Raw genomic sequence first — 14,241 nt, 5'->3', positions numbered from 1 at the left:
AGCCTACCGGTGCGGTGCACACGGTTTTTCATCGAGTCGGGTGGTGTGGGACACGGGCGGATGCCGCGCCCAGTCGATCGATTGTCCAGGTGGTCCGGCGTCCGGCGACGAACTACCCGGTCGGGCGGGCGAGGGCCGTGCTCACCTCCATCAACGGCAGGTCGGGCCCGGGAATCGACCCGGACTCGACCGTGCCGATTCCGCTCGCGCCCACCGCGCGATAGAACGGCTCGGCGTTCGGATCCGCCTCGATGACCAGCCGCTCGAAGCCAGCTCGGCGAGCGGTGTCGAGCGCGTGCCGGAACAGTGCGGTGCCGACGCCCGTGCCAATGGCCTCCGGCGGCACCCGCGGGCTGTGCGTCTGCGGCGGCCAGTCAACGGGTCGGAGCCGAGTTACTTGCCGCGGATGATCCGGCGCAGTTTGTCGACCCGCGGGCCGACCTCGCGTTCGTTGCCGTGGTCGGTCGGCTGGTAGTAGTTCACGCCGACCAGTTCATCCGGCGGGTATTGCTGGGCGAGGACGCCGTCCCTGTTGTCGTGGGGGTACTTGTAGCCCTGGGCGTTGCCGAGCTTCGCCGCGCCCGCGTAGTGGCCGTCGCGCAGATGGGGTGGTACCGAGCCCGCCTTACCGGCCGCGACATCGGCCATGGCGGCACCGAGGGCGGCGATCACGGCACCCGATTTCGGGGCGCTCGCGAGGTGAATGGTGGCCTGCGCCAACGCGAGACGGGCCTCCGGGAGTCCGACCAGCTGGACCACCTGCGCGGCGGCGGTGGCGGTTTGCAGCGCCATCGGGTCAGCCATGCCGATGTCCTCGCTCGCGTGGATCATCAGTCTGCGGGCGATGAACCGCGGGTCCTCGCCCGCGGTGAGCATCCTGGCCAGGTAGTGCAGCGCGGCGTCCACGTCGGAGCCGCGGATGGATTTGATGAACGCGCTGATCACGTCGTAGTGCTGATCGCCGGCCCGGTCGTAGCGGACCGCGGCCTTGTCCACGCTGGCCTCGACGAGTTCGACGCCGACCGTTCCGTCGAGCGACGATTCCGCCGACGCCTCCAACGCGGTGAGCGCGCGCCGAGCGTCACCACCCGCGATCCGGATGATGTGATCCAGCGCCTCGTCCGACACCGTGTACTGGTCGTCCAATCCCCGCTTGTCGTGGATCGCGCGCAACAGCACCTGACGGATGTCGTCCTCGGTCAGCGATTGCAGTTGCAGCACCAGCGACCGCGACAGCAGCGGCGACACCACGGAAAACGACGGATTCTCGGTGGTCGCCCCGACCAGCAGCACGATCCGGTTCTCCACCGCGGCGAGCAACGCGTCCTGCTGCGTCTTGGAAAACCGGTGCACCTCATCGATGAACAACACCGTCTGCTCACCGGCCGACAACCTGCGCCGCGCGACATCGATGACCGCGCGCACCTCTTTGACCCCCGCCGACAACGCCGACAGCGCCTCGAACCGCCGCCCCGTCGAATGTGAGATCAACGAGGCAAGCGTCGTCTTCCCCGTCCCCGGCGGCCCGTACAGCAACACCGACGCCGCCCCCGCCCCCTCGACCAACCGCCGCAACGGCGCCCCCGCCCCGAGCAAATGCTGCTGCCCCACCACCTCATCCAACGAGGCAGGCCGCATCCGCACCGCCAGCGGCGCCCCCGCATCCCGGCGCACCACGGTATCGATGCTGTGCTCCGCAGGCACCGAGTCTCCGGGCACATCGAACAAGCCATCGCTCACACCCGCCAACGTTACCGAGCCCCACCGACAACCCCGACGCCCCACACCCCCGCCCCATCCCGGTCGCCACGGCCACGGCCAGCCAATCCACCACCCCCGGCCGGCACCCATCTCCCACGCCACCCGCGCACCGCAACCACCAAATCGGGGGGGGGACGCGGGTCGGAGGGCACGCGGATCGGGAGGCACGCGGGTCCGGGGTGCACACGGGTCGGGGGCACACAGGTCTGGGGGCGCACCTGTCCGGGGGCACGCGGGTCCCGGGGGCACGCGAGTCCCGGGGGCACGCGGGGTGGGGGTACGCGGGTCCGGGGGCACGCGGGGCCGGGGCGACCATGATCACCGGGAACTGATGCAGGCGTCGGCCGGGAGGCCACTGGCACCAGTTCCCGGTGATCATGAAATTGCCGCGAAGGGCACGGGGTTATCTGGCCGGTTGGCCGGGTGTGCGGCGAGCCGATTTGCGCGGGGCGGGCGGATCGGATGGGATCAGGAGTTGTGGCTGAAAACGTGGTCGTTTCAGATTCTCCGGTCGGACCCTTTGCGCGGCGGACACTGTTGAAGGGTGGGGCGGTGGCGACAGCGACTGCCTTGTTGACCGCGGGTCCTGCACGGGCGGCGGGTGCGGTGTTCCGGCATGGGGTCGCGTCGGGGGACCCGCTGCCGGACGGGGTGATCCTGTGGACTCGGGTCACGGTGTCGGAGGACGCGACTCCGGGGTCGGGGATCGGCGAACCGGTAAGTGTGCGTTGGGAAGTCGCTCAGGACGAGGGGTTCGGTTCGGTTGCGGCCACCGGGAACCTCACGGCGACAGCGGCTTCCGATCACACCGTGAAGGTCGATGTAAGCGGGCTCGCGCCGGGCACGGTCTACTTCTATCGGTTCACGGCACTCGGCGAGACGTCCGCGATTGCCCGGACCCGGACCGCACCGGCGATCTCCGATGCACCGGAGCGCCTCCGGTTCGGCATCGTGTCCTGCGCGAACTGGGAGGCCGGCTACTTCGGCGCCTACCGTCATCTGGCGGCGCGCACCGATCTCGACGCCATCGTGCACCTCGGCGACTACATCTACGAGTACGGCCGCGGGAAGTACGGCGGGCGCAACGGCACGGTCCGTCCGCACGAGCCGGCGAACGAGACGGTCAGCCTGGCCGACTACCGAATCCGCCACGCGCAGTACAAGACTGACCCGGATCTGCTGAATCTGCACGCCCGGCAACCGTTCATCTGTACCTGGGACGACCACGAATCCGCCGACAACTCCTGGTCCGGCGGCGCGAACAATCACGACCCGGGCACCGAGGGCGACTGGCAGGACCGCCGGTCCGCGTCCGCGCAGGCGTACCTGGAGTGGATGCCGGTGCGCGCGAAGGGATCCGGCGCGGATGTGCAGATCTATCGCCGGCTCCGCTTCGGCACCCTCGCCGAGCTGTCCATGCTGGATCTGCGCAGCTACCGCGACCAGGAGGCGAAGCCGGGCGCGGGCTGGCGCGAGGCGGACAATCCGGCGCGCACCATCACCGGCAAGGCTCAAATGGATTGGCTCACCGCAGGATTGGCGTCCGCTCCGGTGCGCTGGAAACTGGTCGGCAACTCGGTGATGATCGCGCCCCTGGTCTTCCCGCCGCTCGAACCGGCCACCACCGCGGCGATCACCACCGCCCTCGGCGTCCCGCAGTCCGGTCTCACGGTCAACGGCGATCAGTGGGACGGCTACACCGCCGACCGGCAGCGCCTGTTCCGCGCGATCACCGAGCAGCAGATCTCCGACGTGGTGTTCCTGACCGGCGACATCCACTCCTCGTGGGCCGCCGACCTGCCCGTCGACGCCGCCGACTACCCGGCCGGCGTCACCGCGGGCGCCGAGTTCGTCGTCCCGTCAATCACCTCGACCAGCATCGGCGACCTGCTGAAGGTGAACTCGGCGCCGATCGCGGAGTCGATCAAGGGCGTCAACCGGCACTTCCGCTACGTCGAACTCGATTCACACGGCTACGGCGTACTCGAGGTCACCCCCGAGCAAACCCAAATGGACTGGTTCTACCTGATCGACGTCACCGACCCGAATTCCGCTGTCCGCCACGCCACGTCACTCGCCGTCCGCTCCGGCGGCCGCCTCGAACCGCGCCCGGCACCGGTGAGCTGACGGGCGGGGTACGGGCGGCCCGGCACCCGTTCACGAGAGCCGAGCGCTTCGAGCCTCACCCAGCTCCCGTCAACCGACGAGACGTTCGCTACGACCCGCCCCCGCAGCCACCACCCCCACCCCCACAACCACCCCCACCACCACAGCCGCCACCCCCGCAGCCGTGACCATGACCTCCATGACCGTGGCCGCCATCGCCACCGCCGCCGATTATCCCGATGCCGCCCAGTGCCCAGCCGCCGTTTCCGCTCGCGCGGCGCTTCTTGCGGCTTCGTGGACTGCTGATCTGCGCGGTCAGCACGCCGCCGGACTGCCGAGCGCGGGTCATACGGTCGACGTCCTTACGCAGCGTCCGCCGATGGATGACGAACGCCGCCAGCACCGCAGCGACGACAACGACCGCGATGATTACCGGTAGCACAACACTCATCGTGACCACCCCTCTCCAGCCCCGTGGTCTGAACCCTCCAGCGTACTGGCGACCAACGCCGACCACTGCCCCCGATTACAGGGTCCCGTTGATTTTCCGGCGCATCCGCACACCGTCTGACATACGCACGCGTGTCAGCGCGGCAAGCCGGTGTGCGAGGAATCAAAAGATGTGCGGCGGCAAGCTAGTTGAAGGCAAAACCAGCAGCGCCCGCCACCAGCCGAACTGAAATACCTTCAGCCCACCTGAAAACCCGCAGCTGCATTTTCCGCCCACCACGAACACAGCAGCAGACAAAAACTTTCAGAAAACATCGAGAGAACGAATTCCGCCCCCGGCGAATTCTATTCCGACCAGCGCTCTTCCAGCATCGCCGACACATCCTCGGCGAAGTCCCCGACGATGTCGTCCCCGGTGCACCGAGCATCCTCGGCCAACGCCGCCCACCGATTGATCAGCGCCTCCGACCGCGGCACGGACAATCCGTGCTCCCGCGCCGCGGCGATGCGCGCGTGATCCGCGGGCAGGAACCAGTAGGTGGACAACCAGACCCAGATCAGCCGAGCCTCGAGAATCCGCTCGGACATCACCTCGTCATCGGCCAGCGCCGGCCACACGCCCACGACCTCGGAGCGCCACGCCTCAACCATCTGCCTGGCCCGTTCCCGGGACAGCTCGAAGTCGCACAGGCATCCGGGGAACGACACCAGCGCGTATGCGATGTCCAGGGTGGCGTCGCGGAACCCGCCCCACTCGTAGTCGAGGAACCGCGCGCCCTCCTCGTTGAGAATGACGTTGTCGGGGCACAGATCCGACGGGCTGAACGCCCGGAACCGTCCGGCAGAGAACAACCGGTTACCACGCACGATGCGCTCGGCGATCTCGCCGGGCACCTCGATGCCGAGCTCGCGCTGCAACAGTCCGGGAACCTCGGCGATCGCCGATTCGGCCTGCTGAGCGATGCCGTCCACCCGATGCACCACATCGACGCGACGCAGCAGCGCAACGAAATCCGCCTCGCGGCCGACGGTCGCGGCATGCATCCGGCCCAGCGCCTGGGCGAACGCCATCATCCCGTTGCGGGTGGCCGGCTCGGCCCCGGACTGCAACATCTGGGTGAGCAGCGAGTTTTCGCCGAGGTCGCTGAGGATCAGCAGACGCTCGGGCAGGCTGTGGGCGATCAGATACGCACCGGGCCGCTGTTCGCGGCTCAACGCGGTGGTGAACTGATACGACACCGCTTCACGAAGGAACGCGGAGTCGATGCTGGCGACTCCGGGTGCGAGACCGCCCGTGGTGCGGTCATGTGAGTGTCCGCGAACTTGTTTCACGATCAAGGTCCGCGGCAACGAGAAGGCGTTTTCCGCTACACGCACACGGAGAACCGTCGTTCTACCACTACCGCTGAGTTCGATCGGATCGCTCAGCTTTACCGGAGCACCCATTCGCTTTGTGAGCAACTGTTGCGCTGCGGACACGACTTCGGCGGCGCGTTCGGCCAATAGTGCGGTCATCGCCCTTCAAGTTACTCGCATCAGGTCACTTCTAGCGAGCGGATACACAACCTTTCCGCGTCGTTCGGCGTGTCTCCCTCGAGGTTACGGGACGGACGGCTGTTGCTTGACACGATTGCACCCGTCAGGTTTTCTCATCGTCAACTGCTCTGCGCCACACCGCAAACCAGTTGAGTGGAAAGGTCTATGGCATGACCGGCACACCGCCTCCCCCGCCCCACGAATCAGCTGGCGACGCTCCCGATCGCGGAGACGACCAACGCCGCGCGGCGCGGCCGGGCCCGCACGAGAGTCACGCCGCGCAACCCTCGGACCAGAGCACCGGGGAGGGCCGCCAGGAGACGGCCGGTCCGGGCGGATCCTCGCAGTCGGAAGGTCCGGGCGCGGGACAGTTCGGCAACGAACCGGTCGAGCCTCCGCCGCCGGTGGCACCCTCGCAGCAATCGGCCCGATCGGGTGCCGCGACGCAGTCGGGTCATGCGCCACAGCCCGGTTCTCCGGTACAGCCCGCTAATTCACCGCAGCCCGGTTCCGCGGGACCGTCTGATTACCCGTCGCAACCCAGTGCGGCCGCACAGCCCGGCTACACATCACAGCCAGGCTCGTCGGCCCAGTCCAGTTCGTCGACCCACCCCGGCGATTCACCGCAGCCCAGGAGCGCGCCGCAGCCGGGATACTCGCCCCAGCCCGGCAGCGCACCCCAACCCGGATACTCGCCCCAGCCCGGCACCGCGCCCGGATACTCACCACAACCAGGCGCCACACCCCCACCCGGATACTCGCCACAGTCAGGCTCCGCACCCCAACCCGGATACTCGCCACAGCCCGGCACCGCACCACAACCCGAATACCCACCGCAACCGGGCACCGCGCCCGCGCCAGGTTACTCACCACAGTCAGGCACCCCGCCACAGCCTGGATATGCCGCCCAGCCCGGATACTCGACTCCCCCCAGTTACGGTCCGCCGGGTACAGGTCCGGAAACACCGGGATCAATGCCCCCACAAGGAAACATGCCGTACGGTTCGGTTCCCCAGCAAGGCTCGATGCCCCCACCGCAGAACACCGACTGGCAACCGACCTACGGCTACCAGCAAGCCGCCACCGCCCCCGGCACCCTCGATGTCGGTCAAGCGCTCAGCTACGGCTGGGAGAAGTTTCGCCGCAACCCCGGACCATGGATGGGCGTGATCGCCGCCGGCCTGGTCATCTACCTCGGTTTCGTCCTCGTCGTGCAAATCACCGACCCGACGACCATGCTCCCGCTGCTGCTGATCTTCCTCGCCGTACTGGCCGCCGTCTGGCTGCTACAGGCCGCGATGGTCCGCGGCGCGCTGTACGAAACCGACGGCAGCAAACCGCATTTCGGCTCGTACTTCCGTTTCGTGAACGCGGGCAATGTGCTGATCACCGCCCTGCTGGCGTTCGCCCTGACCTTCCTCGGGTCGGCGGTCTGCATCCTGCCCGGACTGGTCATCGGCGTGCTGTGCATGTTCTCGCTGCACTTCGTGGTCGATCAGAACGAGGGTCCGTTCGAGGCGCTCAAATCCAGCGCGACCCTGGTGATCACCAATGTGTGGTCGGTCCTGTTGCTCGCGCTCTCTGTCCTTTTCGTCACTTTTGTCGGAGCTCTCCTGTGCGGACTCGGCCTGCTGGTCGCCGGACCGGTCGCGGTCATGGCCGTCACCTACGCCTATCGCACCCTGACCGGAGGACCCGTCTCGCCGATCTGATGCGTCCTATTCGTCTGCGAGCGAACGCATTCCGATCCATCGCTTGAACCGCGCCACCGGCCCGGCCTCGCTGCCCGCGCGAGGCCGGAGTTCGAGCACGATCACCCCGGCCGCGACGATCCCGGCCAGGTTCACCGCGAGCTGTCCCACGGACATGAACGCGATATGCCATTGCCCCACAGTGGCCGCGACAACGGCGAATCCGGCCGCGGGCACGGTCGTCACCGAGATGAACACCCCGATCAGCGCCGCCGACTTCGCGGTGACCAGCGAGAGCATGCCCGCCGCGCCCGCCAGCAGCGCGACGACCAGCGAGAACGGCCCGACCTCATAGATGAAGTCGACATTCTTGACACTCTCCACGCCGTTCAGCGTGATCCAGCCCAACTGCTCCCACACCAGCGTCGCGGCCAGCGTGATCAGCATGGCCACCGGAAACCCCACCGCCAGCGCGATCGCCGACCGCCGCGCGAGCCGAAAGTCGCGGCGCACCAACCCGACCGCGAACGCCGCCAGCGGACCGAACTCCGGACCGACCACCATCGCGCCGACGATGGTTACCGGCGAATCGGTGGCAACACCGATCGCGGCCAGGAGACACGCGATCGCGAGGAACGCCAGGAACGTCGAATTGAGCGTCGACTCCTCGTGCACCTGCGCGAGCAGTTCGTCCCACACCACGGCGTCGGTGGGATCGCCGGGCGCCGCCTCGACCGCCCGGTCCCCCGCCTCGGACAGCACCGTCTCGACCGGACCGAGCGTGATGCCGCCGGTCTTGCAGATGCCGAGCGCGGTCAACTGCTCGAGCACCTCGTTGGCCGCCTCGCGCGCGACATCGGCCTGGATCAGATCGCCGGCGGGCGCCAGCGCGACGCCGCGAGCCAGGGTCACATGGGTGGCCCCTGGGTTCGCGGCGAGCACGGCCAGCACCGCGCCGGTCGTGTCCGGCGGGCTGATCATGCGCAGATGCAGCAACGGATCCCCTCGTGGTCAGTGCCGCCCGGCACGGGTCGACGGATCGGAACTGTCCGAAAGGTACCGTTGGTCCGGCTATTCGGCCGGCTTCGCCTCGCCCTTGTCGTCCTTCGACGCCGGCTTCGGGTACAGGCCCGCTTCCTTGCGCTGCTGCTCGGTGATCGGCGCGGGCGCGTCGGTCAGCGGGTCGACGCCGCCGCCGGTCTTGGGGAACGCGATCACCTCGCGAATCGAGTCCAGTCCGGCCAGCAGCGCGACGATCCGGTCCCAGCCGAACGCGATGCCGCCGTGCGGCGGCGCGCCGAACGCGAAGGCGTCCAACAGGAATCCGAACTTCTCCTGCGCCTCCTCGTTGCTGATCCCCATCACCTTGAAGACGCGTTCCTGCACATCGCGGCGGTGGATACGGATGCTGCCGCCGCCGATCTCGTTGCCGTTGCAGACGATGTCGTAGGCGTAGGCGAGCGCGGAACCCGGATCGGTGTCGAACGTGTCGACCGACTCCGGCTTCGGCGAGGTGAACGCGTGATGCACCGCGGTCCACGCCGAATGCCCAAGCGCCACATCGCCACTCGCGGTCGCCTCGGCGGCGGGCTCGAACATCGGCGCGTCCACGATCCACACGAACGACCACGCGTTCTCGTCGATCAGGCCGACCTTGCGGGCGATCTCGGCACGCGCGGCCCCGAGCAGCCCGCGCTGCGCCTTCGCCGGACCGGCCGCGAAAAACACGCAGTCGCCCGGTTCCGCGCCGACGTGCTTGGCCAGCCCGTCGCGCTCGGCGTCGCTCAGGTTCTTGGCGACCGGGCCGCCCAGCGTGCCGTCCTCTTGGATCAGCACATACGCCAGACCCTTGGCGCCGCGCTGCTTGGCCCACTCCTGCCAGGCGTCGAGCTGCCGCCGCGGCTGGCTCGCGCCACCCGGCATGACGACCGCGCCGACGTACTCGGCCTGGAACACCCGGAACGGGGTGTCCTTGAAGTACTCCGCGCACTCGGTGATCTCGACGCCGAAGCGCAGGTCCGGCTTGTCGGAACCGAAGCGGCGCATGGCTTCCGCGTAGGTCATGTGCGGAATCGGGGTCGGGATGTCGTAGCCGATCAGCTTCCACAGCCCGGTCAGGATCTGCTCCGCGAGCAGGATCACATCGTCCTGGCGGACGAAGCTCATCTCGATGTCGAGCTGAGTGAATTCCGGCTGGCGGTCGGCACGGAAGTCCTCGTCGCGGTAGCAGCGCGCGATCTGGTAGTAGCGCTCGATGCCGCCGACCATCAGCAGCTGCTTGAACAGCTGCGGGCTCTGCGGCAGCGCGTAGAAGCTGCCGGGCTGCAGGCGGGCGGGTACCAGGAAGTCGCGGGCGCCCTCCGGGGTCGAACGGGTCAGCGTCGGCGTCTCCACCTCGACGAACTCGTGGTTCGCCAGCACCGCGCGGGCCGCCGCGTTCGCCTTCGACCGCAACCGAATCGCGTGCGCCGGGCCTTCGCGGCGCAGGTCCAGGTAGCGGTACTTCAACCGGGCCTCTTCGCCGGGCTGCTCGTCCAGCTGGAACGGCAGCGGCGCGCTCTCGTTCAGCACCTCGAGCTCGGTGACGTTCACCTCGATGGTGCCCGTCGGCAGATCCGGGTTCTCGTTGCCGTCCGGACGCAGCTCCACCACGCCGGTCACCCGCACGCAGTACTCCGCGCGCAACCGGTGCGCCTGCTCGGCCGGCTCGCCCTCCCGGAACACCGCCTGCGACACTCCCGACGCGTCGCGCAGATCGATGAAGATCACGCCACCGTGGTCACGCCGCCTGGCCACCCATCCGGTGAGGGTCACGGTCTGACCGGCATGCTCGCTTCGCAGCGAACCAGCCAAGTGGGTGCGCAGCACAAGGTTCCTTTCGACGACTCCGGCACCGGCACGATATGACCAGGTGCGGTTGTCATCGTAGCCAGCCCGGCCGCTCAGCCGAAAACCGATATCCGCGCTGTTCACTCCGCCGCGGCGGGCCGGGGCCAGCGGCTCGGCGCGACGCACCGCAGCGGCAATTCCTCCGCGCCGGAATGCGCAGGTTGCCAACATTTACTCGGTGCGCAATTGCGCACCGAGCGGATCATTCGATATCCGGGTCAGGCCGACTTGCGGCGATTGAACGTACCGGGGCCGCCTGCGAAGTTCCACAATTTCCAGACCGCACGGCGCACGAGGAATATCAGCAAGATTCCCACCAGCGCAAAGGTGGACACATTATCGGGTTGTAGCGACGTGGACATAGAGGCATAGGCAATGGGCTGCGGGATGCTGCAGCATGGCCGGCCATAGCATTCGCCCGTGTCGTGGCGGCACCACGTCTCGCCCATCTTCTCGCCGTCGATGGGCGTGGGAGTACAGGACCAGCCTGCGACACCGACAGAGCAGGGCGGTATTTCAACACCAGGGTTGAAGGTCATCTGGATGCACCTCCCCAATTCACATTCTTCGGATGGCGCAAATTTTCGCCCCCGTCAGATAATTAACTCCCTCGGCAAAGAACTCTAGCGAGCGCGCCAACCGGGCACAAGCCTCGACGACCAATCCCGGCACTTCGGCAAACTGTTTTATCTGCCATTTATCTGACAACATCCGAGACGCATCTTTACAACGTGTCCGCTGGCGTCCACCCGTCGCCCGTTCCAGCGCGGGACTCGTTGCCCCGCCCCACGGTTGAATCGCCGCGAACGTGGCATCCCCCAGGTCGTAGCGAAACACGTCCGCCGGGCGGAAACCGACATCGCCCTGCCTGTGTCAAGCTTTAGACCACGCGGCGCCCGTGCAGGCGACAACACAGAGAGCGACGACGATGACCTTCAACGAGGGTATGCAGATCGACCCGGACCGGGTTTCCTGGGGTGGTGGCGGTGGCCCGGGCAGAGGCGGCAAGATCGCGCTGGGTGGCGGCGCGGGCGGACTCATCATTCTGGTCCTGGCCCTGCTGCTCGGCGGCGATCCGGGATCGCTGATCGGCGAGCTCACCGGCACCGAGGATGCCCAAACAGCGCAGGAGCCCGGCACTTTGCCGAAGCACTGCACCGACGGCGCGAGTGCCAACAAATACGTCGACTGCCGAGTCGCGCTCACCATCCAGAGCCTGGACGCGGTGTGGTCCACCGAACTGCCCAAACAGACCGGCAAGCGCTACGTAGAGCCGAAGGTCCGCCCCTTCTCCGGCGCGATCGGCACCGGATGCGGCAATGCCACCAGTGCCGTCGGCCCGTTCTACTGCCCGGCCGACCAGAGCGCCTACTTCGATGTCAGCTTCTTTCAGGAGCTGGTCGACCGCTTCGGGGCCAGCGGCGGGCCGCTCGCCCAGGAATACGTCGTGGCGCACGAAATCGGCCACCACATCCAGAATCAGCTCGGCGACCTCGGCCGCGCCCAGCGCGATCCGCGCGGTCCCGAGTCCGGCGCCGTGCGCACCGAACTGCAAGCCGACTGCTACGCCGGCCTCTGGGCCCACTTCGCGGACAAGACGCCCTCACCCGGCGGCGGCGCGCCGTTTCTGAAGCCGTTGTCCGAGAACGACATCCGCGACGCCCTGTCCGCCGCCTCCGCCGTCGGGGACGACCGCATCCAGAAGGCGTCGCAGGGCCGGGTCAATCCGGAAGCCTGGACCCACGGCTCCTCCGACCAGCGACAGAAGTGGTTCCTCACGGGTTATCAGTCCGGCCAGGTGAAGGCCTGCGATACCTACTCGGCCCAGAACCTGGACGCTCCACCGGCCCTGCAGCGCTGAAACTCGTTGCCGCACTGAGCTGATCGATCGGGTGCTCCAGCCGCCCCCCGCCGGATCGAAGAGCGGGGGGGGGGGGGGGGGGGGGGGGGGGGGGGGGGGGCCCCCCCCGCCCCCCCCGTAATCCACGCGGGGGTTGGGGTCCCCCCCTCGGGGGCCCACCCCAAACCGCGCCATAATCGACCTGACCGCGCGCCGAACCGATTCCGGGTTCGGCGCGCTGCCATGAGATTCGGCGAATCGCTGGTGCCGCAGTGGGCACGGATTGCAGGAGAGTGGATTGATGCGAGGAACGAAAGTAGCACTGCTGGTTGCTATTTTGACGGTCGCGGTCGGCGCGGGCCCCGCGATTGCCGACCCGGCCGATCAGCCGGCCGCGCACGGGCCGGTCTCCTCGCCCATGGCGTTGCTGACGCTGACCACCATTCCGAACGGCTGGCAGACCCGGGTGGATCTGCGTCCGCAGCTGGAGGTGTCCGGTGACGGCCATGCGGTGAAGCTTCCCGATGCGGTTGCCGCGGAACGGAATCCGGAGAACCTGCCGAAACGGATCAACGGCCGCATCCCGCCCGAGGTCCTGGCCGCCGCCCTGACCGAAACCAGGGCCCTGGCCACCGTCGACTTCGGCATGCCCACCATCACCGACCAGGGCAGCCAGATCATCGACCTCATGCCCCAATCCGCCGAAGAGGACGCCCATCTGGTCGTCTACGCCCCCGAATCCACCGACGGCCTGGCCCCCGACCAACTGGCCGCCCGCAAACGCTTCACCGACCTCTACCGCAAACTCCTAGACGCCTTCATCCAAGACCTCTAACCCCCACGCACGAAGCATCGAGCCGAGTCAAAAGGCGGCTACCAAAGATCAACAAGCGACCATATGACTCGACTCGATGCACACCCCACCTCCCCAACACGCGTGCAAATGCCAAAAGAGCGCAGCTGTAGGCAGCGCCCACCGCTGCTTCCGACGCCTCGCACCCCGACACACCGCACTAACACACGTGCGGATGCCAAAACGCGTGCGCCTGTAAGTAGCACACCGCTACTCATGGAAGCCCGCATCGCGCGAACCGAACCCGCACGACCGCGACCGGCATACCGCGCAGTCCTGACTCTTGGCCAGCGCCGACATCCCGCCACCAACAGCCGTTCACCCAGCTTGAATCGCTGAGACTTTGCGCGAAATCCAACGATTCATGCGCAACAGGCCAAGCGTGGCACCCCCATGATGACGCGACAGCTGCGCCGCCAGCCGCACGGCTTCTGATGCCTCGCACCCCGACACACCGCACTAACACGCGTGCGTATGTCAAAAGGCGTGCGGCTGTAGGCAGCACACCGCTACTCATGGAAGCCCGCATCGCGCGAACCGAACCCGCACGGCCGCGACCGGCATGCCGCGCAGCCTTGATCGCGCCCATCGTTGGCATCTCGCCGACGGCAGCTGATTACCCAGCGAGCTTGAGCGCTGAGACTTCACGCGAAACCCAACGATCCATGTACAGCACGGCAGACCAGGCGCGACACCGCCCATGATGCCGCGGCTACTGCGCCGCCAACCGCACACGCTCTGACGCCTCGCACCTCGACACACCGCGCAAACACGCGTGCAGGTGCCAAAGGGCGTGCGGCTACGAACAACAGATGGCTCGGCTACTGCGAGCAACCGATGCACGGGCCAGATCTGGGTGCGCAGCACACCAGTTCACGCGCGACACTGCCACGCTGGATGTGTAGAGCCGCGCTGCGCACCTCGCCCCCAGCAGCCGCACGCCCTCTGATACCTCGCACCCCGACACACCGCCCTAACACGCGTGCGTATGTCAAAAGGCGTGCGGCTGCGGGCAATAGGAGGCTAGGCCCGAGCGAACTTCGTAGAACAAGACGCGCTCGCGTCGCAGCACAGTAGTTCGCGTCCGCGCTGACCGCCTGCCGGCCGCACCCCTG

Annotated in this window: 12 protein-coding genes; 5 read left to right on the top strand and 7 right to left on the bottom strand. The window is 67.7% G+C overall.

Annotation, left to right across the window (positions count from 1 at the left end; translation table 11 throughout):
- Positions 1-112: 112 nt before the first annotated feature.
- Positions 113-346, bottom strand: coding sequence for a GNAT family N-acetyltransferase (locus ACFYO1_RS08825; protein WP_387228557.1), 234 nt, complete (start codon positions 344-346; stop codon positions 113-115).
- Between the two features lie 47 nt (positions 347-393).
- Complete coding sequence (locus ACFYO1_RS08820; protein WP_387228554.1) at positions 394-1,740, bottom strand: replication-associated recombination protein A; 1,347 nt, start codon at positions 1,738-1,740, stop codon at positions 394-396.
- Positions 1,741-2,223: 483 nt separating this feature from the next.
- Between ACFYO1_RS08820 and ACFYO1_RS08815 the strand changes: the two genes are divergently transcribed.
- Positions 2,224-3,888 carry an alkaline phosphatase D family protein gene (locus ACFYO1_RS08815; RefSeq protein WP_387228552.1) on the top strand — a complete coding sequence of 555 codons (1,665 nt, stop codon included), beginning with the start codon at positions 2,224-2,226 and terminating at the stop codon, positions 3,886-3,888.
- A 178-nt stretch (positions 3,889-4,066) separates the two neighbouring features.
- A complete protein-coding gene (locus ACFYO1_RS08810) occupies positions 4,067-4,306 on the top strand; it encodes a hypothetical protein (RefSeq protein ID WP_387228550.1) in 240 nt (79 codons plus the stop codon).
- A 356-nt stretch (positions 4,307-4,662) separates the two neighbouring features.
- On the opposite strand, the gene ACFYO1_RS08805 is transcribed toward ACFYO1_RS08810, so the two are convergent.
- Both ACFYO1_RS08805 and ACFYO1_RS08800 read right to left on the bottom strand, forming a co-directional pair.
- Positions 4,663-5,832: a phosphotransferase family protein gene (locus ACFYO1_RS08805; protein ID WP_150406144.1), complete on the bottom strand. Its 1,170-nt coding sequence runs from the start codon at positions 5,830-5,832 to the stop codon at positions 4,663-4,665.
- A gap of 583 nt (positions 5,833-6,415) precedes the next feature.
- The gene (locus tag ACFYO1_RS08800; RefSeq protein WP_387228546.1) at positions 6,416-6,595 is read right to left on the bottom strand and encodes a hypothetical protein; all 180 of its coding nucleotides are present in this window, start codon (positions 6,593-6,595) and stop codon (positions 6,416-6,418) included.
- Between the two features lie 250 nt (positions 6,596-6,845).
- On the opposite strand from ACFYO1_RS08800, the gene ACFYO1_RS08795 reads away from it, so the two are divergent.
- On the top strand, positions 6,846-7,565 hold the full coding sequence (locus ACFYO1_RS08795; protein WP_387228544.1) for a hypothetical protein: 720 nt from the start codon (positions 6,846-6,848) through the stop codon (positions 7,563-7,565).
- A 6-nt stretch (positions 7,566-7,571) separates the two neighbouring features.
- Here ACFYO1_RS08795 and ACFYO1_RS08790 read toward each other — a convergent pair whose 3' ends face one another.
- The 3 genes from ACFYO1_RS08790 to ACFYO1_RS08780 all read right to left on the bottom strand — a co-directional run bounded on the left by ACFYO1_RS08790 (position 7,572) and on the right by ACFYO1_RS08780 (position 10,972).
- On the bottom strand, positions 7,572-8,540 hold the full coding sequence (locus ACFYO1_RS08790; protein WP_387228542.1) for a DUF389 domain-containing protein: 969 nt from the start codon (positions 8,538-8,540) through the stop codon (positions 7,572-7,574).
- Between the two features lie 75 nt (positions 8,541-8,615).
- On the bottom strand, positions 8,616-10,412 hold the full coding sequence (gene aspS / locus ACFYO1_RS08785; protein ID WP_387228541.1) for an aspartate--tRNA ligase: 1,797 nt from the start codon (positions 10,410-10,412) through the stop codon (positions 8,616-8,618).
- A 239-nt stretch (positions 10,413-10,651) separates the two neighbouring features.
- Positions 10,652-10,972, bottom strand: a complete 321-nt coding sequence (locus tag ACFYO1_RS08780; protein ID WP_387228539.1) for a hypothetical protein — start codon at positions 10,970-10,972, stop codon at positions 10,652-10,654.
- A gap of 389 nt (positions 10,973-11,361) precedes the next feature.
- Between ACFYO1_RS08780 and ACFYO1_RS08775 the strand changes: the two genes are divergently transcribed.
- Together ACFYO1_RS08775 and ACFYO1_RS08770 are read left to right on the top strand one after the other, a co-directional pair.
- The gene (locus ACFYO1_RS08775; RefSeq protein WP_387228537.1) at positions 11,362-12,294 is read left to right on the top strand and encodes a neutral zinc metallopeptidase; all 933 of its coding nucleotides are present in this window, start codon (positions 11,362-11,364) and stop codon (positions 12,292-12,294) included.
- Positions 12,295-12,574: 280 nt separating this feature from the next.
- A complete protein-coding gene (locus ACFYO1_RS08770; protein ID WP_387228534.1) occupies positions 12,575-13,108 on the top strand; it encodes a hypothetical protein in 534 nt (177 codons plus the stop codon).
- Positions 13,109-14,241: the final 1,133 nt, after the last annotated feature.

Origin of the sequence: Nocardia sp. NPDC006044, from assembly GCF_042871115.1 — a bacterium.
In the GTDB taxonomy this organism is placed as follows: domain Bacteria; phylum Actinomycetota; class Actinomycetes; order Mycobacteriales; family Mycobacteriaceae; genus Nocardia.
The sequence above is the reverse complement of the archived record's forward strand: the minus strand, read 5'-3'. Positions and strand labels throughout refer to the sequence as shown.

What these genes read in the sequence shown, in the direction of transcription:
- ACFYO1_RS08815 (WP_387228552.1), top strand. Translation starts at nt 2,224, where the DNA reads ATGGGATCAGGAGTTGTGGCTGAAAACGTGGTCGTTTCAGATTCTCCG.
- ACFYO1_RS08810 (WP_387228550.1), top strand. Translation starts at nt 4,067, where the DNA reads ATGACCGTGGCCGCCATCGCCACCGCCGCCGATTATCCCGATGCCGCC.
- ACFYO1_RS08805 (WP_150406144.1), bottom strand. Translation starts at nt 5,832, where the DNA reads ATGACCGCACTATTGGCCGAACGCGCCGCCGAAGTCGTGTCCGCAGCG.
- ACFYO1_RS08795 (WP_387228544.1), top strand. Translation starts at nt 6,846, where the DNA reads ATGCCGTACGGTTCGGTTCCCCAGCAAGGCTCGATGCCCCCACCGCAG.
- ACFYO1_RS08780 (WP_387228539.1), bottom strand. Translation starts at nt 10,972, where the DNA reads ATGACCTTCAACCCTGGTGTTGAAATACCGCCCTGCTCTGTCGGTGTC.
- ACFYO1_RS08775 (WP_387228537.1), top strand. Translation starts at nt 11,362, where the DNA reads ATGACCTTCAACGAGGGTATGCAGATCGACCCGGACCGGGTTTCCTGG.
- ACFYO1_RS08770 (WP_387228534.1), top strand. Translation starts at nt 12,575, where the DNA reads ATGCGAGGAACGAAAGTAGCACTGCTGGTTGCTATTTTGACGGTCGCG.